Here is a 22,893-nt window from a genome sequence, read left to right as displayed (position 1 = left end):
TAATCCATAGCCTTGTATCTTAATTGTCATACATATTATTCCTTACGCTTCGGAACCTTTTCCGAAATTGAGCTTTTAGAGTTAGCCTCACAATACGGTTGCTCTTCCATAGCCCTAACCGATATAAATAATACCTCAGCGTGCTTAAATTTTTGTCGTAAAGCACAAGAATTCAATATAAAGCCGGTTGTAGGTATCGATTTTAGAAATGGAGCAGCACAAAAATTTGTAGGGATAGCTAAAAATAATCAAGGGTTTTACGAGCTAAATAGCTTAAGTGCGTCCTATAATCACAATAACGTTACTGTACCTAACCGTGCGCCTGAGCTTAAAAACAGCGTTATCATCTATCCGTTTGAAACGGTTTTAGAGGAAAACGTCACACACTTTAAATCTTACGAGTATATTGGTGTATCGGTTAACGAACTCCGTAAACTACCCTTTACCAAATACATAAACTTTAAAGATAAGCTCGTTATACAGCAGCAAGTAACCCTTCGTAATAAAAAAGATTTTAATGCACACCGCTTACTAAGGGCTATCGATAAGAATACTTTACTTAGCAAACTCGATAAAGCAGAGGAGTGTAACCCTACCGATATCATGTGGCCACTAAGCGAACTAAAGCAAGCCTATGCTCAATACCCATACATCTGGGAAAATACAAAACACCTTTTCGAGCAATGCAATATCATGTTTGCGTTTGGCGAAAACCGGGTAGCTCAAAACCAACAAACGTATTTAGGGTCTAAAAAAGAGGATGTTAAGTATTTAAAGCAACTGTGTTATAATAACCTAGCTAAACGCTATAGCAATCCATCTCATAAAGTAAAACAGCGTTTGAAAACAGAGTTGGAAACCATTGAGGCTATGGATTTTGTGTCCTATTTTCTCATCAATTACGATATTATTAGCTATGCCAAATCCAAAGGTTATATACATGTAGGGCGGGGTAGTGGTGCTAATAGTATTGTTGCCTATATTATTGGTATTACTAATGTTGATCCTATTGAACTCGATTTATATTTCGAACGCTTCATAAATCCATACCGAGCCTCTCCACCCGATTTCGATATCGATTTCTCCTGGAAAGACCGCGAAGATATCACCCAATATATCTTTAAACGCTTCAATCACGTGGCCTTATTAGCCACTTATAATACCTTTAAATATCGGGCTGTAGTGCGCGAATTAGGCAAAGTATTCGGCTTGCCTAAAGAGGAAATCGATCGTTTAGCTGCAGAGAAACAGAGTACTAAACCCCTCGATACTATGGCTAGTCTTGTGGTGAAATATGGTAAACTCATTCAAGGCTTTCCTAACTATGTTAGTGTACACTCTTGTGGCATTCTCATTTTACAAAAACCGGTACACTATTATTCCGCAACAAATATGCCGCCTAAAGGCTTTCCTACCGTGCAATTCGATATGATTATTGCGGAAGATGCAGGCATCTTTAAATTCGATATTTTAGGCCAACGCGGACTAGCAAAAATTAAAGAGGCACTTGAAATTATTAAATACAACCAACCCCAGGCACTACCCATCGATATCAACCAAATTGAAACTTTTAAAAAAGACCCTAATATTAACGCCCTTTTAAAAAACGGGCGCGCTATTGGGGCCTACTATGTCGAATCTCCTGCCATGCGCGGACTCATGCAAAAACTACAAACTCAAGATTATTTGGGGCTTGTAGCAGCCAGCTCTATCATTCGCCCCGGTGTATCTAGTTCGGGTATGAAACAGGAATTTATCAAGCGCCAACGCTACCCCGAAACCAGATCGCAGGCCAACCCTAAACTCCTTGAAATTATGCCTGAAACCTATGGTATCATGGTCTATCAAGAAGATGTGCTTAAAGTAGCCAACCAGTTTGCCGATTTAACCCTAGGGGAAGCCGATGTACTTCGTCGTGGTATGAGCGGTAAGTTTCGCTCCAGAGCCGAGTTTAACGCTGTCGAACAAAAATTCATTGCCAATTGTAAAGCCAAAGGCTATACCCAAGAACTCACCCTAACCGTATGGAACCAAATTAAAAGCTTCGCAGGCTACGCTTTTGCTAAAGGCCATTCGGCCTCTTATGCGGTAGAGAGTTATCAAAGCCTCTTTTTAAAATGCTATTATCCCCTCGAATTTATGGTTGCTGTGCTAAATAATGGCGGAGGCTTTTACAGTGCAGAGCATTACATACATGAGGCTAAAATGTGTGGAGCTAGCATACAACCTCCCTGTATTAATACCAGCCAATTCGAAAATAGCATACAACATAAAACCATCTACCTCGGTTTGGGCTACCTTAAAAGCCTCGAAAAAATAGTTATAAAAAGACTGCTCACCGAACGTAATTTTAATGGAGCATACAAATCTTTAGACGATCTTATAGACCGCGTGCCTATAAGCATCGAGCAACTCACTATCTTAATTCGTAGCAATGCTTTGCGCTTTACGGGGCAACCCAAAACAGAACTGCTATGGCAAGCCATTTTTAAATGCAATGCCAATAAAGCAAATACACCACAGGCAAAACTGTTCAAGCCCCAACAAAAACAATTTACCTTACCAACCTTAAAAACCACTGCTATCGAAGAGGCTTACGACCAAATGGAACTCCTGGGCTTCCCATTATGCTCGTACTTCCAGCTAATTAACGAAAAACTACAACCACACATTAAAGCCAAACAACTAAAGCAGTTTAACAATAAAAAGGTATTGCTCTATGGCAGTTTGGTAAATACCCGCTTTCATAAAACAAGCCAAGGCAAACGCATTCGCTTTTGCACCTTTATAGATCAAGAGGGGCAATATTTCGATACCGTACATTTCACTAAGGTAGTCGAAAAATATCCCATCCACGGTTTAGGGGTGTATGCTTGCTATGGTAAAGTGACCGCCGATTTCGATTTCTATAGCCTCGATATCACCTGGTCCAGAAAACTACAAATCATTCCAGACCCTAGAGGCTAAGGCAAGTTAAAAATGGGGTCATACGTTCTCCAAAGTATCTATAATTAAAAACGTATTCATAAAGTTATACTAATAGTGAAATCAATATTTTAACCAATAAATTGGTTATTTTTACACAAAAACCATATATTTAACCAATATAATGGTAATAATATGTTAGAGGTAATAACAATAAAAGGGGTGAAAATTAAGATTGGTGAGGCGTGTAAAGCACTTCGTAAATCAAACAACCTGTCTCGAGAAGATTTAGCGGAGGCTCTAGAGGTCTCAAGCACAACCATTCAAAACATCGAAAATGGTAAAAATGCTACACTCGACAATGTATTAAAAGTAGCAAATCATTTTGGGCTGTTGCAAGCTATTACAAAAGAAATAGATAAAACCATTACAAACCAAAACAATATATCACTCTATTAATAAATGGCCAGAGATAAAATTATAGAGCTTATGGCCTTTGGCCTAGAAATAGGAAAATTAGGCTACGATCCAGATCAAGGTAAATCCGTTTTTCAATATAACCCTGAATTCTTAGATTCGGGTAAGTATTCAAAACTATTTCCCTTTATTTTCAAACGTACTAAACAAGTGCAAGTATTCACAGAATTCCAACAAGACACCTTTCAAGGCTTACCGCCTATGATTGCGGATTCCTTACCGGATACTTTTGGGAATATAATATTCCAAGAATGGCTTACATCACGAGGAATTCAAAAAGTAACACCCCTTGAGCAACTGGCCTATGTGGCAGACCGTGGTATGGGCGCACTAGAATATAAACCGGTCAAAGAGTTGCCTAACGCAACAAAGGTTAACTTAGATGAGGTAATTACTATTTTAGAAAAAGTTCTAAAACTAAAAGAAGACACAACCGGTAAAAACCTCAGCGAATTAGCCCTACTTAATGTATTCAAAATAGGAACCTCAGCGGGTGGGGCAAGACCTAAAATATTAATATCTGAACATAAAGAAACTGGTGAAATTATTGCTGGTGATAGAGCATTTAGCGACGCCTATAATCACTATTTAGTAAAATTACATATAGATGATGGCGATGGGTATAATAAAGAAAAAGTAGAATATGCCTATTACCTATTAGCCCAAGAAGCAGGCATAAATATGATGCCATCAAAGCTTATAGAAAACAAACATTTTGCAACCCTTAGATACGACAGACAAAACGGTGAAAAACAGCACGTGCTTACAGTAACTGGTTTAACGGGATGGGACTTTAAAAGTCAACCTGAAAATTCATCTTATGAAAATGTTTTTAAAGTAGCCTTAAGTCTAGAGGTGCCTCATAAAGATATACAGCAACTATTCAAACGTATGGTGTTTAATCTCGTGTTTAAGAATGTAGACGACCATTTAAAAAATCATAGCTTTATCTATAATAAAGATAATAATACCTGGAATTTAGCCCCTGCATACGATCTAACTTATGCCCTAAATCCGCTATTCACGTTTAAAACTACATCCAGAGCCTTATCCATTAACGGTAAACGTACAAATATTACAATAAATGACCTATTAACCATGGCTGAGGAGTTTGCCATTAAAAACCCTAAAGGAATTATTAAAGAGGTCCAAGCCCTAATTCCACAATGGTCAGCACTTGCAACGGAGTTAGAAATACCCGAAAAGATTACTAAAGCCATTCAAAAAGAATTAACAGTAATAGAATATAGTAAATAAATCACTCACGCATATTTTAGAGATAACAGACCAAACGAACCAATTAAATAAAGCTTGCCTTAGCCAAATCATATCTATTTGTAATAGAAAAACAAATACTTGGAATACAAATCTTACAAATTTTATCATTTTGTATATTGATTATTTATTTAAGATGTTTACATTTAATAATTCAACCAATCAATTAACATATAATCATAAATGCCAAAAACAGACACCAGTTTCGAGAAGAAACTATTTAAAGCTGCCGATAAACTACGTAAAAACATTGATGCTGCCGAATACAAGCACGTAGTACTCGGTTTAATTTTCTTAAAATACATTTCAGAATCTTTTACAGAGCTCTATCACAAACTACAGGAAGACGAATGGAGCGACCCAGAAGATAGAGACGAGTACATCGCCGAAAACACCTTTTTTGTGCCTAAACTAGCGCGTTGGAGCCACATACACGCTCAAGCCAAATTGCCTTCTATTGGGCAAACTATAGATGAAGCTATGGAAGCCATAGAAAAAGAAAACACAGAGCTTAAAAACGTATTACCACAAGTATATGGTAAAGCCAACTTAGATAAAACTTCGTTAGGAGAACTTATAGATTTAATCTCTAATACAGAGTTACAAGCCGAAAACGAAAACTCTAAAGACCTTTTTGGTAGAGTTTACGAATACTTCTTGGGCGAATTTGCGAATGCCGAAGGTAAAAAAGGTGGACAATTCTACACACCAAAAGCCATTGTAAAATTAATGGTAGAAATGATAGAACCCTACAAAGGGCGTGTGTACGATCCTGCAAGTGGTTCTGGTGGTATGTTTGTAATGAGTGAAAAATTCGTTACCGAACACCAAGGGAACATAAAAGACATTACCGTGTACGGACAAGAAAGCAACCATACCACGTGGAAACTCTCTAAAATGAACCTTGCCATACGTAACATAAACAGTAAGTTTGTGGTGTGGAATAACGAAGGAACCTTTTTAAAAGATGCACACCCAGATTTAAAAGCCGACTTTATCCTTGCCAATCCACCGTTTAACCAAAAAGATTGGGGCGTAGATATTTTAGCAGATGATGCCCGTTGGAAATACGGAACACCACCCAACGGAAACGCCAATTACGGTTGGATGCAACATATGTTGTATCACTTATCACCAAGAGGTGTAATGGCAACCGTTTTATCTAATGGGTCTTTAAGTTCTAATACTTCTGGTGAAGGTGATATACGTCAAAATTTGGTCGATAACGATTTGGTAGAGTGTATCGTGGCTTTACCAAAACAACTGTTTTACAACACAGGGATTCCTGCTTGTATTTGGTTTTTACGCAGAGAAAAAAGCAACCACAGCAAAGAAGTACTTTTTATAGATGCTTCCGAAATGGGCTATATGAAATCTCGTGTACACCGAGACTTCACCGAAGAAGACATCGCCAAAATACGAGACACCTATTTAAACTGGAGAAATAAAACTGTCACCTCGAGCGTGTCACCTCGAGCGCAGTCGAGAGGCGAGAGGTCTCAAAACGATAGCCAAGAGACTCACCTTGTCACATCGAGTGATTCACGAGGCACGAACGAATTGTATCGAGATGAAAAAGGCTTCTGTAAATCTGCAACGCTTGAAGCGATACAAAAACACAGCTACGTACTCACACCTGGGCGTTATGTAGGCATTCCAGATGAAGAAGACGATGGAATACCATTTGAAGATAAAATGCAGTCGTTGACAGCTACTTTAAAAGAACAAATGGACAAAGAGCAACAACTAAATCAAGAAATTGCGACACAACTGGCTAAAATTGGAATGCGTTTATGAGTAATGTAACTGACATACCTAATGGTTGGATACAAACCACAATTGGGCAGTTGGTAGAACTTGCACAAGGAGTTGCTATTAATGCAAAGACTAAACACGTTTTATCAAGTGAGAATGAAGGTATTCCTTTGTTGAAAATAAATAATCTAATAAATGAAACAATAGACCAATATGCAAATCCTGATTTAGTTCCTGAAAAAAGTATTATTCATAAAAATGATGTGATTTTTACAAGAACAGGACAAGTTGGTGAAGTTTTTAAAAACAAGTTTGGGATTTTACATAATAATAGCTTCAAGGTCATACCAAATGAAAAATTACATTGGAGTTATTTATACTGGTATTTAAAAGATAGACGTGTATACAATTATGTCCAAAAAGTTGCAGCTGGTTCAGTTCAAAAGGATTTAAATCACGGAGCATTTAAAACCATTGAGTTTAAATACCCAAAAGACATTGAAGAACAAAAAGAAATAGCCAACATCCTCAGTGCTTTTGATGATAAAATAGAAAACCTACAAGCCCAAAACAACACCCTAGAGCAAACCGCACAAACTATTTTTAAAGAATGGTTTGGCAAATATCAAGTTGGTGATGAATTACCTGAGGGGTGGGATTATAAAACTTTAGATGAAGTATCTATATTATCTGCTGGAGGAGATAAACCAAAAAAGGTTTCTGAAGAAAGAACTGATTTTTTTAATACACCTATATACTCTAATGGTATAAATAATAAGGGGCTTTATGGTTTTACAGATAAACCTAAAATTGAAAAGGAGAGTGTAACTGTTTCTGCAAGAGGAACAATAGGGTATGTTTGTATAAGATTTGAGCCATTTGTACCAATTGTTCGTTTAGTAGTTGCTATTCCTGTACAAGAGTTTATTTCAAGTAAATATTTGTATTTATATCTAAAGAATATAAATATTTTAAGTACTGGTACTACTCAACAGCAACTAACTGTGCCAGCTTTTAAACAAGAGAAAATATTAATTCCAAAAGCTAGTGTTATGAAAGAATTCACCTCAATTTGTGATTCTCTTTTCAGTAAAATATTAGTAAATGAGTCTCAAATCCAAACCCTCAAACAAACCAGAGATACCTTGTTACCCAAATTAATGAGTGGGCAAATTAGGGTAAATGAGTTTAAAAGTTAATGAGATGGTATAATTAAGTGTTTTGAAACACAATAAAACACTTAAATATATAAAAATGTAAAAATAAGTTGTTTTAATAATGCTTATTATTACATTTGTGTTGTAAATAAGAAATATTATGGCTTTTGATACTGTTATTCCTACATCAAAACGTATAGAGCGTTTACGTTACGAAAACCCTTGGTGGGTTACGGGTACTGTGCAAGAGGTGTATCAAAATATGTCGCGCCGCTTGTATTTTGATTTGTTTTACCCCTTTGTAAAAGAAACTAACATAAAACGGGCGGTAGTACTTATGGGACCGCGTCGTGTGGGTAAAACTGTTATGATGTATCACAGCATACACGCCTTGCTAGAAGAAGGTGTGCCTCGTAAAAATGTTTTTTTTATAGGTATAGATAATCCTATCTATATGCACCTTGGGCTAGAAGACGTATTATTATTAGCACAAGAAGCCGTGCAGCTAGACCATCTTGAGGGTTGTTTTGTATTTTTTGATGAAATACAATATTTAAAAGATTGGGAGCGCCACCTTAAAGTACTGGTAGATAGCTACCCAAAAACCAAGTTTGTAGTTTCGGGTTCTGCTGCTGCAGCATTACGCTTACAAAGCACAGAAAGTGGCGCAGGTAGGTTTACAGATTTTATGTTGCCACCGCTTACTTTTCACGAGTATATACACCTTAAAGGTTTACAAGACCTAGTACAACAAAAAACCATACGGTATAACCAGCAAGACATTCCGTTTTACACCACACATAATATAAAAGAGCTTAACAAGGCGTTTTTTCATTATTTAAATTATGGCGGTTATCCAGAGGTAGTACTATCAGAACATATACAAAGTGATATGGGACGCTATGTAAAAAGTGATATTGTAGACAAGGTCTTACTACGAGATTTACCGAGTTTATACGGTATTAAAGATGTACAGGAACTCAACAGTTTTTTTACCTACATTGCTTATAATTCTGGTAATGAGTTTTCGTATGAACGTCTTGCAAAAGATAGTGGGATTACAAAAGATTTATTGAAAAAGTATCTAGAATATCTAGAAGCGGCTTTTCTTATAAAAGTCATTCATAAAGTAAATGAAACCGCAAAAAAACTAAAACGCATTACGAGTTTTAAAGTCTATTTAACCAATTCATCTTTACGTACTGCCTTGTTTTCACCAATTATTGAGACTGATAATGAAACAGGCAATATGATAGAAACGGCTATTTTTTCGCAGTGGATGCATAGAGAGCATCTAGATTTAAAATATGCACGCTGGAAAATGGGACGCAAAGAGGGCGAAGTTGACATCGTATTACTAGATAATAAACTGTTTAAACCACAATGGTGTGTAGAGATAAAATGGAGTAACCGTTTTGTAGATAAACCGCAAGAGTTAAAAAGTTTACGTCATTTCTGTAAAGAAAATAATTTTACAGCAACTCTTGTAACCACCATAGATGTGATGGATAATAAAACAGTAGATGATGTACACATCACTTTTGTACCTGCCGCAGTCTATGCCTATAACATAGGTGTAAATACCATAGAACTAAAATCTAATAACTGGAATTAATGCTTAACGAAAACACCATAGAACTTGCTTTAATAGACCAATTAGTCAATCAAGGCTATAGCTATTACAACGGTACAGCCATTTCACCTATTGGTGATAATCCAAAACGAGAGAGTTTTAGTTCGGTAATCTTAGAAACTCAGTTTAAAGAGTCGTTAAAAAAACTAAACCCAACACTTCCAGAATCAGCACGTTTAGAAGCTTACCAAAAGGTCATCAATTTGGGTACAGAAGATATAATGGAAAACAACGAGCGTTTCCATACCTTACTTACCAATGGTGTAACTGTAGAATATACTAAAGAAGGCAGAACCAAAGGAATTAATGTAAAATTACTAGATGTTGCGCAACCCGAAAATAACAACTTTTGGGTAGTTAATCAATTGGTAGTTAAAGAAAATAACAATGAAAAACGTTTTGATGTTGTTATTTATATTAACGGGTTACCTTTAGTATTTATAGAGCTCAAAAGCGCCACAAGCGAAAAAGCAACTCTACGAAGAGCCTATGACCAAATACAGAATTACAAAAAGGCAGTACCAAGCATTTTTTATTACAATGCCATTTGTGTGATTTCAGATGGTATAGATGCAACAACATCTAGTGTATCTGCACCGTTTTCACGTTTCCTTGCTTGGAAAGCACCAAAAGAAGAGCCAAACGAGGTAAGAACGCAATTGCAAATTCTTACCGAGTATATGCTGAACAAAAAAACATTAGTAGAGCTAATACGCTATTGTACGGTATTTGAAAAAGAGGAAAAGAAAAATGAAGACACAGGTATTGTATCGCAAATAAAAATTAAAAAAGTAGCAGCTTATCATCAATATTACGCAGTTCAAAAAGCAGTAACACAAACCTTACGAGCAACTCATTCTGAAGATGGTGATAGAAAAGTAGGTGTCGTTTGGCATACACAAGGTTCAGGTAAATCCTTGTCTATGGTGTTTTATAGCGGACAAATTATTACGCATCCGCAAATGGAAAACCCAACCATTGTTATATTAACAGACCGTAACGATTTGGACGACCAACTGTTTGGTACGTTTGGGAATTGTATTGGCTTATTAAGGCAAACACCTGTACAAGCCGATAGTAGAGAACACATCAAACAATTATTAAAAGTCTCTGGTGGTGGTGTAATTTTCACAACCATTCAAAAATTTGCACCAGCAGAAGGTAACGTGCACGAAACCTTATCCGATAGAACAAATATCGTGGTAGTGGCAGACGAAGCGCACCGTAGTCAATATGGTTTTTCGGGTCGTGTAGTAGAAACTGATGATGGTTCAGAAATAAGATACGGAAATGCCAAATATTTGCGTGATGCGTTAACAAATGCATCTTACATTGGCTTTACAGGAACACCTATTGAAAAAGAAGACAAATCTACACCAGCAGTTTTTGGTGATTATATTGATGTGTATGATATTAAACAAGCGGTAGATGATGGTGCAACGGTTCCTATTAGCTACGAATCCCGTTTAATTAAAATTAAACTCGACGAAGAAACATCTAAACAGTTAGATGATGAAATAAACGATATTGAAGGGGCAACCGAAGAGCAAATAGAAAAAGCCAAAAAGAAAACTGCTACTATTGATGCGGTAGTTGGGCATCCAGACCGATTGAAAGATGTGGCGAAAGATATAGTCACCCATTTTGAAGCACGCCAAAAGGTATTTGAAGGAAAAGCAATGATTGTAGGTATGACACGAAATATCTGTGTTCGCTTGTACAATGAAATTATAGCTTTAAAACCAGAATGGCACAATGACGATTTAGATAAGGGAACGATTAAAGTAATAATGACAAGTTCTACAGATGACCCAGAAATATTTCAACCACACCATACCACCAAAAATCAAAGAAAAGATTTAGCAACAAGAATGAAAGACACCAATGATGAACTAAAATTGGTGATTGTTCGTGATATGTGGTTAACAGGTTTTGATGCACCAATTATGCATACATTGTATGTGGATAAAAAAATGCAAGGCGCAAATTTAATGCAGGCTATTGCAAGAGTTAATAGAGTGTATAAAGATAAGCCAGGTGGTTTAGTAGTAGATTATATTGGAATTGGCCAAGACCTACGTAAAGCAATGGCAACGTATTTACAAAGTGGTGGTGAAGGTTCACCCGTTGTAGATATAAAAGAAGCGATTGCAGGTATGAAAGAGAAGTTTGAAATCGTAGAGCAAATGTTTAATGGTTTCGATTTTAAACGATATTTTAAAGTTGATACAGCCCAAAAGTTACAAGTGTTGTTGGGAGCACAAAACTTCATTTTAGCAGACCAAAAACTAAAAGACCGCTTTTTAAAAGAAGTGACCCTATTGTCAAAGTTATTCGCAATGTCAATTCCAAGTCCAGAAGCTGAAAAACTAAAAGATGGTGTCGCATTTTTTCAAGCTGTAAAAGCAAGATTGAATAAGTTTTCGAGTAATGGTGTAAAATCAGATTACGAGGTAGAAACAGCTATTAAGCAAATTGTAGATGATGCATTGTCTAGCGATGGTGTTATAGATGTATTTGAAGCAGCAGGTGTAAAAGCACCATCAGTAGGTATATTATCAGATGAGTTTTTGTTGGAAGTAAAAAATATGCAACAAAAAAATATTGCATTTGAATTGCTTAAAAAACTATTGAGTGATGAAGTAAGTATACGTAAAACAAAAAACTTAGCCCAAGGAAAAAAGTTTTCTGAAATGTTAGAATATGTTGTAAAACGTTATCATAACAATCAAATAGATTCAGCTCAAGTATTAGCTGAATTATCAGAAATCGCAAAAGAAATGCGACTTGAAGATAGCAAATCAGAAGATTTAGGTTTAACACCAGAAGAATATGCGTTTTATAGCGTCTTAAAACAAAACGAATCAACTAACTTTTTAGAAGACGATAAAATGAAAGAGTTGATTCACACTATTGTTGATGTTATCAGAAAAAATGCTACAGTCGATTGGAGTAAAAGAGACGATGTGAGAGCAAAATTAAGATTAACCGTAAAGAAAATACTAATGCGTTACGGTTACCCACCAGATATAGCCAAAATGGAAGCCGATAAAGTATTAGCCCAAGGAGAAGCTTTGGCTGAAATGTTTTCAAATGGCATATAAGTTTAATGCATTAATAAAATAAAAAATGATATCTAAATACGGTAAAGCTTATTTTAAAAAGTTAACAAATCATTTGAAGAAGGATATTAAGAATACGTCATTCGTTGCTGCGGATAGTTACGTTTTTACTAAATGTTTTCCAATATTAGAATTTGATGTGCTCATTACCAAGGATACTATAACTTTAAAATATCCACTTTCCAATTTGGGTGAAGATATTGCTTCTAGTATAACAACGCTTTTAAATAATTCTATATTTGCTAAGGTTAATAATATATGTTTTGTACTGCATAAGCATTATACGCAACCTAATAAAGTCTACTATTTTTATTGGGATGTGGATATATCAAACTTATCTTTCGAACAAATTTCTGTTTTATATTCTAATATTCTTAAAATGAAACTTTAGTTATATATGTATAAGTAATCATGTGTTTAGCAGGTAAAGCGGTGTTCCGCCTTCGGTCGTTGGCAAAACCTGCGCCAAACCTGTATAGCACTTGTTTTATACCATATTATTTTAAAAGTTAAAACAAGAGCTATAAAGCCCTCGGGGTGTTTTTATTAAAGTCAGGCAAACCCCACCAAGCGTAAATCCAATTGCGTTTGCCCAAAGTGTAATTAAAACAGTTGGGCACACGTTTTTCGCACCTCGGTCAGTTGTCACGGTAGTTCCTTTACTTGTGTTGCAACGCCATTCCGTACCTCCAGGCGTCCCAAAACAAGCAACCACTACCCATAATTTGGCTCGCCTACAGGGCGCCACGGGCTTCGGCTTTCACGCTTAGGTCGCCGCCGCCATCCCTTTCTAAATCCCTTACTGGGCTCTGGCAAGTCTAAGGTAAGCCTCGTGTACATGCTGCTACGCACCGCCTTTTTGTGTAAAAAAAATTACAAAAAGCCTAAGCTTCGCAGCAAACATAGCTACAAACCACCTTTGGCAAAAGTCTGCCTTTTGTACCACCCTAGCGCCACTCGCTAGGCGGCTCGCAAGCTTTGTACAAAATTTAAAACCAATACGCTCCACACTAAAACCTAAACCGCGCATCGGTTTTAAATCTTGTCCAGCCGAATAGCTCAAGGCTGTTTTACCTGCGCTATCATCAAAAAGCATAGTCTATAACAGTATCTAATAAACCACTAAATTCATTATAAAAGATGCTGAGGTAACCTTGGTAATAGCGTTGGGTTTTACACGATATAATTGTCAAAATACCAATCCCAAAAAAGCAAGCAAAGGTATGTGGCGCACCTCGGCCAGCGCTTTAAGCTGTAAAGTTCAAGCCCTCCGGGTATTTCAAAAAATCTCCACTTAGTAAAGCGGTTATAAGTAGTAATAATTATGGTGTAATAAGCCAAATGGGTAAAAGCATAGGTTTGTATTCAGTAGTATTTTTTGAAAAAAACTGGACAGCTTTCCCACGCCACAAATGCAGAGGCTGTCTTTTTTAGGGTGCTGATGAAAAATGATGCGCGAGGCGCTTAATTTTAAATTGGATACCCATGCAAACGTTTATCATCAAAACCCATCAACCCGGAAAGACTTATCTTCAACCGCATTTTTTTGTGCTTAATAAAGGATTAAATGCCGGTAAGCCTCTAAAAAAGCCCTGTCCCAATTGCTTTGTTATTATTGCCAAGTCAGTGCATAGTTGTAACCACCTGTTTCACCTCACCTTAATGTTACAAATCGGACAATTTTTTAAAGTGGACTTGCTATATTAGATCCTGTTTATTCCGGTAGAGCGTTTTACGGAATGTTAGATCATCTTAAAATAATAAGATAGAGAAAAACGCCACTATCCTTTTTTGGCATACTGGTGGATTACCAGCAAATTTTTATTATTCTGAAGAACTTTTAAAATAATTTAGAAATTAATCACTTTTTCCAAAGCATCATCAGCTTCTTCATGTATAAAGTTGGCTTGATAAATCAAAGTCGTTTTTAGGTCACTATGTCTGTATAGTTTTTGAAGCATTCTAGGATGAATCTTATTTCCTGCAATATTTCCAAAACTATGGCGAGCGATGTGATTTGAGAGATTTTTGTCTATTTCACAAATTCCAGCAATTCGCTTTAAATATTTGTTCAGTAACTTGGTGGCGTTTCTTGTTTTTCTGAAAATATCTTCTGGATCAGATTCATTTACATTTTTAAGAAAAGGGAATACAAAGCCATTGTTTTCGTCTTTTCCCTTTTTGTAATAGTCTAATATTGCTTTAGCTTTTTCTGAAACTTTAAGACTTAATGGCTTTTCATTTTTGTTCATGACATAGAATAAACGACCATCTTTAAAATCTGACCATTTTAACTTTATAGCATCAGAGATTCTAATTCCAGCAAAATAGAAAGTGAATAGCCATAAATTTTGAGTATGAAATATGGAAGAATCTTTTTCTGTTTCTAAACTTTCTATTTTTTGGATTTCTAATGATGATAATCCTATTTTATTACCTGATCTAATCTTAATTTTTTCTTTTTCGCCACCAAAAGGGTAGAATTTTTTATCTATAATTCCATCATTAATAGCAGAGTTAAATAGTGTTCTAATAAAGATTAATTGATTTGTTTTAGTTCTTGTCTTATGCTTTAAATACAATCCACAGAATGTCTTATATTTTTCGATGAAGGATTTATTTATATCTTCAAAATAGAGTGTGTTATTTTTCTTGAAATATGTGATTGCGTCTGTCCAATGATATTCAGATTTACGTCCTTTAGATACGCGTTCTTTACGCCTTTGTTTAATATCTTTTTTTGCAACTTCAATAGGTAGAGTTTCATCTAGATTCATAAACTCTTCTAAATTGTATAGTATAGACAGTTCAGATTTTGCTACTGAAAACACGCCTCTTTTAAACTTCATTTCAATTCTGAGGGCAGCAATTTTATAGAAGGAATTTCTAGTTTGTGAGCCTTGAAGTTTCTTTTTTAATAGTTTACTTGAAGTAGTGTCGTTTTTTTCAAATGACAAATCATTTGCTTCAGTAATTTTTTTGAGTAAAAAATTATTAAGCTTTTTCGAATTAGGATGCGATTTTTTTACTCTACCAGCATCGGCATTCCAATCTTTTTCTAGTACGTACTGTCCTATAAAACAATAATTAGTTTTGTAATCTTTGCTTATTCTTAGAGCTAAAGGAGCTGTGCCATCCTTGCGCTGTTTGTTTTTTCGTCTTACTATTTTTATACTAGCCATAATTCTCTCATCTTTGTAAAGTTAATGAATATTATTAAATGGGTACAGAATAGGTACAGAATATATTGCATTTAATTAATGTTATTTAACATCAAACTAATTTTAAAGTACTAAAAAACCTCAATTTTATTGGGGTTTAGCGTGTTTTGGTTATTAAGATAATAAAGCTCATAACCCGAAGGTCACTGGTTCGAGTCCAGTTCCCGCTACTAAAAAAGACCCAACTACATTTTGTAGTTGGGTCTTTTCTTTGTTGTAAACACAAAATAATTGATGGCTTCTACAAATTCTTAAAAAGCTATCTAATAAAAAGAGTTTTTTAAAATTTAATAAAACCTAAATCATTTTTAGGCCTAATTTAAATAGTTTTTCATTAGCATAGCAGCACCTAAAGCGCTTGCGTTTTTTTCTTGCGGAAACTTAATGTTTTGCTCTGGCATCATTAATTTCAGAAACTCAACAAAAATATCATTTTTATTAAAACCACCCGAAATATAGATGTCTTCAAGTTTATTGTCTGTGTCTAAAATATTTTGAATGCCTTTATAAACACGGTGAGTTATTTCATATATTAATTGATAGTATGCAACTTCATAACTAAAGTAATGAGTAAGATGATCTAGATTTCCTTTAAAATCTTCAGGTATTTTATTTGTAAAAAAGTCATTTTGAGCTTTATGGAAAATATTTAAGCATAATTGCTTATTCAATTCTAAATTCATGTATTGTTCTTTGTCAACATCAAAATGTTTGCTAATAGCTATGGCGTTGACTTCGTGTACACGCCCCAAAAATTGCATTGATGATTTAATTTGCTTTTTATCTGGCGTCATAAAACATAGGCAATCGTTCTTTAGCTGTTTGTTAGTTAAGGTTTCTTTACTAAAAGGATTCATGCAAATAATCCATGTTCCTGTAGATAACAAAATAAATTCTTTATTAGAATTTCTGTTGTTTTCTAGTAATGGAATAATAGAAGAAGAACTATCATGCAAACCTTTGCCTATAGCAATTTCTTGCCCATTTACAGTTGCTAATATGGCATTTTTACCAGGTTTAGGTTCTGGTAGTTTTATATTTTCTTTTTCTAACCATTTGTGGTATTTCATGTTGTCAAAATCCCAAATGGCTGTGTGGGCACCAACCGAGGTAAAGTCTGAAGTAATTGTGTTTGAAAAAAGATAACTTAGGTATTGGGGGTAGTGTAAAATGGTATTTACTTTAGACCAATAGTGAGGTTTAGAGTGTTTTAACCAATACATTTGAAGCCCAGAATTAAGCATGCCATATGCAGGTGAAGCTGTTTTTCTTGAAAATTCTTCTACGCCACCATTAGCGTTATAAAGTGGGTTAAAATCAATATCTAGAGGTTTTAAATAGTTGTAAAGCGGGGTAATTCTTTTTCCGTCTTTATCTAAGTAAACCAAAGTAGCTCCATGAGTAGAAAAATTAATAGCTTTAATTAAAAATTCACCTTTTTCTTGAATGGTTTTAACTTCAGATTGTATCCAATTCTCAATAGCATTAATATCATCACAGGGATAATTATCGTCATCAACACATTCTTTAAAGCGAATAGAATTTGAGTAAACAACATTAAAATCTTTATCAAATAAAAATATTTTTTTGTTGGTTTTTCCAATATCAAAAACAGCTATAACCTTTTTCATTTTGTTGGTTTTAAGTTTAGAATGAGGAGTAAACTCCCCCAAATTATTTTTAAAATTTATAATTGGGGGAGGTGTTTAATATTTGCTTTTTTTAAACTAGATTTTATTTAAATCCATATAATGGCCCGTAATTATTACAGGCTCTGTAATCTGCAGATTCTAAGTTTTCTCCAAAAGCAGACCATGCACTTGGACGGAAAACATCATCATCTGAAATATTGTGCATATTTACAGGGATTCTTAAAATTGATGCTAATGAAATTAAATCGGCACCAATATGACCGTGAGAAATAGCTCCGTGATTAGCACCCCATTTAGCCATTACAGTGTACACATCTTTGAAGAAACCTTTACCTGTAGTTCTTGGTACAAACCAAGTTGTAGGCCAAGTAGGATCTGTTCTTTCATTTAATACTTGATGTATATCTTCTGGTAACTCAACACTCCATCCTTCAACAATTTGTAATACCGGACCAATACCTTTAACTAGGTTTATTCTGCACATGGTTAAAGGCATAGTGCCTTTTGTTTTAAACTGTGATGAAAATCCACCACCTCTAAAATATTCACCAATAGCAGGTGGCCATTTTGTATTGTCTAAACATTTTTGAACTTCTTCTTCTGTAATGTCCCAAAAAGGTTTCATTACAGGATTTCCGTCTTTGTCTGATTGTTGCCCAGTAGCATCTAGAGTAGTAGAGCCAGAATTGATTAAATGGATAATACCATCTTTAGCAATGCCTGTTAATTTTTTTCCTGTAACACGTTCTACAGATTCTGGACTCCAATAAGTTCTTACATCAGAGAACATTTGAGCTGTATTGGTTAAAAGATGTCCAAATAGCATTGAAACGGCATTTAAGCAATCATTTTCGGTTGCAAAAACAAAGGCTTCACGAATACCATTCCAATCAAAAGATGAGTTTAATATAGATTCTGTAAAATCTGCGTTTGGTTGGTAGTCTGTCCATTGGCGTTGACCTTGAAAACCGCCCATAATAGCATTTCTACCTTTTGATTCTTCTCCAAAACCTAGTTCTTTTAGTTTAGGGTTTCCAATCATTAAATCACGACAAATAAGTGTCATTTTAACAACTTTTTCCCATTCTTTTTCTTTTACTTCGGCAGATTTTTGAGCTTCTGGACTGTTATGGTCTTTACCTTCTTTACAGTTTTCTTTGGTCCATGCTAAAGCCTTTTCATATTCATCTTTATCATAGATACCTTCATCCATTCTTCGTAATAATTCAACAGACTCAACAAATTCAGCTCTAATTCCAAAATAGTCTTGTAAAAAATTAACATCAACCATAGAACCCGCAATACCCATAGAACTGTATCCAATTGATAAGTATGATTTTCCTTTCATTTGTGCAACGGCTAATGCTGCTCTAGAAAAGCGTAATAATTTTTCGGCTACATCATCTGGGATACTGGTGTCTCCTGCATCTTGCACTTCTTTTCCGTAGATACCAAATGCGGGTAACCCCTTTTGAGAATATCCTGCTAGAGCAGCAGCTAAATAAACGGCTCCTGGTCTTTCTGTACCATTAAAACCCCAAACGGCTTTTGGGATTAGAGGGTCTGTGTCCATAACTTCTGTACCATAACACCAACAAGGGGTTACAGTTATTGAAACTTCTACGCCTTCTTTTTTAAATTTATCGGCACATGCAGCAGCATCGGCTACACCTCCAATAGTAGTGTCTGCAATAACGCATTCTACTTTTTCTCCACTAGGAAAACGTAAATTGCTTTCAATTAAATTTGCGGCGGCTTTTGCCATATCCATGCATTGGTCTTCCAATGACTCTCTTACACCAAGTTCACGTCCGTCAATTACGGGGCGAATGCCTATTTTGGGTAATCTACCTATAAGTCTGTTCATTGTATTTGTTTTAAGTTTAGTGGTTTATGTAAATTGTTCTAATTCTTTTAATTGCTCATTAGATAAGCCTGCTGGTTTAAATCCTGATGCCCAACACATTAATAGTAATTTAGCGCCTTTGTTTGCTACGTCTAGGTAGTCCCAAGCTTTTTCTACATCTTCTCCTGTAGCTGTAGCACCGTGTTTTTCCCAAAGTGATACATTTCGGGTTTTAAAGGCCTCTATAGTTACTTTTGCTAGTGCTTCTGTACTAGAAAGTGCATATGGTGTGCAGTGAATACCTTTAGGAACAAACACACGTACTTCTGGGCACATCATCCAAATTTGTCTGTTTAGCTCTTCTTCGTCATTAAATAATGGATGATGACTCATCACAATTAATTCAAGTGGGTGCGTGTGTAAAATGGCTAAATGTGTTGGATTATTTTTAGCATTAAACAGATGAATACTTGAATGCGAAATTAGCTCACATGTAGGTGCAAATCCTTCTCTTTTACCTCCCCAAATAATGGTGTATCCAGTAGCGTCTTCATTAATGTATAAAATACAAGCAGCTTCTTCAATCTTATCTACTAAACTTCTTAAGTAGCATCCCGTACCGGTTATAAATAATACATAGCCCTCGGTCCCCTTAGGAAAATCAAAAGGTGTAAAGGTTTTGTTTTTTGTTTTTTCAAGAATATCTTCTTTATTAAAGAAAGAAGTTAAATTCATAGAAATGTTTCCTGCATTTCTTTCGGCCCATTCTCTTTGCCATAAATAGCCGGCAACCCTTGAGATTTTGTCTAGTTCTTTCTGTACCTCAAGAGGTAATTTTATATCGCTCATGCTAAAAGATTTTTATTGTGTTTGATTACAAATTTAGTTTTAGAACCCTGAAAAAGCTATATTTAAAATTCGTATATTTGTGTATAATTTAAACATGTGTTTTTTTAGGTGGAATTTGTAAAGAATATAGAATTAGGAGATCCTTCATCAAAAAATCAAAACTTCATAGATTTTAATTTAAAGGTTTTATGCTGCAGATATTGGTATTTAGATTTGTGGGATTGCCATGATATGGTTTTTCCTTTTTGGAGGGTGTATTGGAATAAAAATGAAGGAGGAACGCTAACTTTGCAAGATGAAGTTTATGAAATGGATTCAAACCATTTATATATAATATCTCCTTTTACATCGTTTTCAACGCGCTATAAAAAACATCATATTTACGATACAGGTATTCATGTTTCTGGGGAAAACTTAACTGAAAAGCACAACGAAACCTATTACAAGAATAATTATTTGATTCATTTTTTTACACATTTTAATTTAGGAGCTCCATTTGATAATGTGTTTCCGGGGATTTTTAAAGTAGAACTTACAGAACATCTTAAAGACCGGTTAATTTATTTAACTGAAAGGTTAAAGATTGAAAATCAAAATTTTAAAATGACTTTTAATTTAAAGTTACAAGCCTTTATAAAAGAAGCCGTTTCTAATATAGGACCTGAACTTTGGAAAACTATAAACATTGATAACCGTGTGTTAACGGTGCATAGGTTTATAGAAGCAAACATTACTCAAAAATTAAGTAACGCACAATTAGCAGCTATTGTTAATATGGCTCCTAACTCTTTTGCAAGGTTATTTAAAGAGGAAATGAATATAACGTTGCACAATTTTATTCAAAATAGAAAAGTAGCAAAAGCATGTGAGCTTTTTGAACACACCAATGAGTCTATTGAGGGGCTTGCTTTTAAATTAGGTTTTTCAGATAGGTTTCATTTTTCTCGGGTTTTTAAGTCGGTAACTGGTATTTCACCTGCGCTTTATAAATCTGGAAAATATACTTCCTAGAAAATTTTCTGGTTTTTTAAAACAGATTTAGATTATGTAAAATATAATCATGTTTATTTTTTACATAAACAAGTTTATTATGGATAAATATAACCTCGTTTTTAATTTTAATATTTGTACAATGCTTTTTATGCCACACAGTAAATTTAAATTAAGAGAAGTACTTATTTAAGGTTGCTGTTAAAAAGTAATTTGTTGTTTACTAAACTAAATACACAGTAATTATGAAAGAATTTAATCAATACATTAATGGTAAATTCGTAAAATCTACCTCTACGGAAACCATTGAAGTTTTAAACCCATGTACAGAAGAAGTTATATCTCTTATTCCAAAAGGATCTGTTGAAGATGCTAACTTGTCTTTAGAAGCTGCCAAAGCTGCACAACATAATTGGAAATCATTAACAGCTATAGAACGCGCAAGTTACTTGCATAAAATGGCAGATGTAATTAGAGAGAATAGAGTGTTTTTAGCAGAAACTTTAGCTAAAGAACAAGCAAAAGTTCTTGGTTTAGCTCAAGTTGAAATAGACGTTACAGCAGATTATTTTGATTACAATGCTGCGTGGGCAAGAAGAATTGAAGGAGAAATTATTCAAAGTGATAGAAAAAAAGAACATATATTTTTACATAAAGCACCTATTGGTGTTGCAGTAGGAATATTGCCATGGAACTTTCCATTCTTTGTAATGGCTAGAAAAATTGCACCATCTTTAGTAACGGGTAACACTTGTATTATCAATCCTAGCTCAGTAGCACCAAATACTGTTATGGAGTTTGCTAAACTTATAGAAGCTATTAATGTGCCTGTTGGTGTGTTAAACTTTGTTTGTGGTAAAGGTAGTATTGTTGGTAATGCGCTTTCTAAAAGTCCTATAACTGGTATTATTAGTTTAACGGGTAGTGTAGGTGCAGGTCAAAAAATTATGGAAGCTGCAGCAGAAAATATTACAAAAGTGTCTTTAGAGTTAGGAGGTAAAGCACCTGCCATTGTTTGTGCCGATGCTAATTTAGATTTAGCGGTTGAAGCAGTTGTATCATCAAGAGTTATTTTTAGCGGGCAAGTTTGTAACTGTGCAGAACGTGTATATGTTGAAGATGCTATTTATGACCAGTTTATGGAAAAAATAACTAAGAAAATGGCAAATGTTAAGGTAGACGATGCTTTTTCAAACAATAATCCAGACATGAGTAGTTTGGTGTCTAAAGACCAAATAGATAAAGTTGAAGAAATGGTTGAGTTTGCTAAAAAGGAAGGTGCTGAGGTTGTTTTAGGAGGAGGTAAACCAAGTCAATTTGATAAAGGATATTTTTACCAACCAACATTACTTACTAATGTGAAACAGGAAATGCAAATTATTCAAGAAGAAGTTTTTGGTCCTGTTTTACCAGTAATGAAGTTTAGTACTTTAGATGAAGCTATAGCACTTTCAAATGATTGTGAATATGGTTTAACCTCATCAATATTCTCAGAGAATTTTAACAAGATTATGTATGCTTGCGATCAATTAGAGTTTGGAGAAACTTACGTAAATAGAGAACATTTTGAAGCCATTCAAGGATTTCATGCAGGTTGGAAAAAATCTGGAATAGGAGGAGCAGATGGTAAACACGGTATGGAAGAGTATTTGCAAACCAAAGTGATATACGCACAATATAGGTAGTTAGTATTGGGTTAACATTAGTTTTAGTTTTTTAAAAGTATGCTTTATTAAATGATAGAGTATGCTTTTTACTTTTTAATTAAACTTTCAATTAATATTTTATTAAAAAAAGGTATTTGTAACTAATTACAAATACCTTTAAAAACCAACCAAAAACACTGATAACTACATCAGTTTACTTTTCTAGTACCACCATGTCCTCCAGCTACAATAACCATAATTTTAATACTTAAAATTATAAATTTAAAAAACTGAAGTACCGGATTCATCATTCTAAACCGCATTCTAGGAGATATTCTTTTCATG

17 protein-coding genes are annotated in these 22,893 nt (G+C 34.8%); 11 read left to right on the top strand and 6 right to left on the bottom strand.

Going from position 1 to position 22,893, the window contains the following annotated elements; translation table 11 throughout:
* Positions 1 to 12 precede the first annotated feature (12 nt).
* From J1D01_RS08465 to J1D01_RS08430, 8 genes are all read left to right on the top strand, one after another.
* Entirely contained in the window at positions 13 to 2,967 is a 2,955-nt protein-coding gene (locus tag J1D01_RS08465) for a DNA polymerase III subunit alpha (protein WP_421150520.1), read from the top strand.
* A gap of 153 nt (positions 2,968 to 3,120) precedes the next feature.
* The gene (locus J1D01_RS08460) at positions 3,121 to 3,384 is read left to right on the top strand and encodes a helix-turn-helix domain-containing protein (RefSeq protein WP_421150519.1); all 264 of its coding nucleotides are present in this window, start codon (positions 3,121 to 3,123) and stop codon (positions 3,382 to 3,384) included.
* Positions 3,385 to 3,387: 3 nt separating this feature from the next.
* Positions 3,388 to 4,659, top strand: coding sequence for a type II toxin-antitoxin system HipA family toxin (locus J1D01_RS08455; protein WP_421150518.1), 1,272 nt, complete (start codon positions 3,388 to 3,390; stop codon positions 4,657 to 4,659).
* Positions 4,660 to 4,860: 201 nt separating this feature from the next.
* On the top strand, positions 4,861 to 6,474 hold the full coding sequence (locus tag J1D01_RS08450) for a type I restriction-modification system subunit M (protein ID WP_421150517.1): 1,614 nt from the start codon (positions 4,861 to 4,863) through the stop codon (positions 6,472 to 6,474).
* Entirely contained in the window at positions 6,471 to 7,631 is a 1,161-nt protein-coding gene (locus J1D01_RS08445) for a restriction endonuclease subunit S (protein WP_421150516.1), read from the top strand. Before J1D01_RS08450 ends, J1D01_RS08445 begins: the two co-directional genes overlap by 4 nt.
* A gap of 118 nt (positions 7,632 to 7,749) precedes the next feature.
* Complete coding sequence (locus tag J1D01_RS08440; RefSeq protein WP_421150515.1) at positions 7,750 to 9,204, top strand: ATP-binding protein; 1,455 nt, start codon at positions 7,750 to 7,752, stop codon at positions 9,202 to 9,204.
* Complete coding sequence (locus J1D01_RS08435; RefSeq protein WP_421150514.1) at positions 9,204 to 12,326, top strand: type I restriction endonuclease subunit R; 3,123 nt, start codon at positions 9,204 to 9,206, stop codon at positions 12,324 to 12,326. The genes J1D01_RS08440 and J1D01_RS08435 overlap by 1 nt, the downstream gene beginning before the upstream one ends.
* A gap of 25 nt (positions 12,327 to 12,351) precedes the next feature.
* On the top strand, positions 12,352 to 12,735 hold the full coding sequence (locus J1D01_RS08430) for a hypothetical protein (protein WP_421150513.1): 384 nt from the start codon (positions 12,352 to 12,354) through the stop codon (positions 12,733 to 12,735).
* 453 nt (positions 12,736 to 13,188) lie between these two features.
* Here J1D01_RS08430 and J1D01_RS08425 read toward each other — a convergent pair whose 3' ends face one another.
* Positions 13,189 to 13,440, bottom strand: a complete 252-nt coding sequence (locus tag J1D01_RS08425) for a hypothetical protein (RefSeq protein ID WP_421150512.1) — start codon at positions 13,438 to 13,440, stop codon at positions 13,189 to 13,191.
* Positions 13,441 to 13,829: 389 nt separating this feature from the next.
* Here J1D01_RS08425 and J1D01_RS08420 point away from each other — a divergent pair, with 389 nt between their 5' ends.
* The gene (locus J1D01_RS08420; protein ID WP_421150511.1) at positions 13,830 to 14,051 is read left to right on the top strand and encodes a DUF6943 family protein; all 222 of its coding nucleotides are present in this window, start codon (positions 13,830 to 13,832) and stop codon (positions 14,049 to 14,051) included.
* A 143-nt stretch (positions 14,052 to 14,194) separates the two neighbouring features.
* Here J1D01_RS08420 and J1D01_RS08415 read toward each other — a convergent pair whose 3' ends face one another.
* From J1D01_RS08415 to rhaD, 4 genes are all read right to left on the bottom strand, one after another.
* Entirely contained in the window at positions 14,195 to 15,526 is a 1,332-nt protein-coding gene (locus J1D01_RS08415) for a tyrosine-type recombinase/integrase (protein WP_421150510.1), read from the bottom strand.
* A 353-nt stretch (positions 15,527 to 15,879) separates the two neighbouring features.
* The gene (locus J1D01_RS08410) at positions 15,880 to 17,196 is read right to left on the bottom strand and encodes an FGGY family carbohydrate kinase (RefSeq protein ID WP_421150509.1); all 1,317 of its coding nucleotides are present in this window, start codon (positions 17,194 to 17,196) and stop codon (positions 15,880 to 15,882) included.
* A gap of 103 nt (positions 17,197 to 17,299) precedes the next feature.
* Complete coding sequence (locus J1D01_RS08405; RefSeq protein ID WP_372937766.1) at positions 17,300 to 19,084, bottom strand: L-fucose isomerase; 1,785 nt, start codon at positions 19,082 to 19,084, stop codon at positions 17,300 to 17,302.
* Positions 19,085 to 19,108: 24 nt separating this feature from the next.
* Positions 19,109 to 19,912, bottom strand: coding sequence for a rhamnulose-1-phosphate aldolase (gene rhaD, locus J1D01_RS08400; protein WP_372937765.1), 804 nt, complete (start codon positions 19,910 to 19,912; stop codon positions 19,109 to 19,111).
* A 108-nt stretch (positions 19,913 to 20,020) separates the two neighbouring features.
* On the opposite strand from rhaD, the gene J1D01_RS08395 reads away from it, so the two are divergent.
* Complete coding sequence (locus J1D01_RS08395) at positions 20,021 to 20,923, top strand: AraC family transcriptional regulator (protein WP_372937764.1); 903 nt, start codon at positions 20,021 to 20,023, stop codon at positions 20,921 to 20,923.
* Between the two features lie 224 nt (positions 20,924 to 21,147).
* The gene (gene aldA, locus J1D01_RS08390; RefSeq protein ID WP_372937763.1) at positions 21,148 to 22,587 is read left to right on the top strand and encodes an aldehyde dehydrogenase; all 1,440 of its coding nucleotides are present in this window, start codon (positions 21,148 to 21,150) and stop codon (positions 22,585 to 22,587) included.
* Positions 22,588 to 22,757: 170 nt separating this feature from the next.
* On the opposite strand, the gene J1D01_RS08385 is transcribed toward aldA, so the two are convergent.
* Positions 22,758 to 22,892 carry a hypothetical protein gene (locus J1D01_RS08385; RefSeq protein WP_256371294.1) on the bottom strand — a complete coding sequence of 45 codons (135 nt, stop codon included), beginning with the start codon at positions 22,890 to 22,892 and terminating at the stop codon, positions 22,758 to 22,760.
* Position 22,893 lies beyond the last annotated feature (1 nt).

Origin of the sequence: Seonamhaeicola sp. NFXS20, from assembly GCF_049132085.1 — a bacterium.
Taxonomy (GTDB): domain Bacteria; phylum Bacteroidota; class Bacteroidia; order Flavobacteriales; family Flavobacteriaceae; genus Seonamhaeicola.
This window is presented reverse-complemented; position numbering and strand designations above follow the sequence as displayed.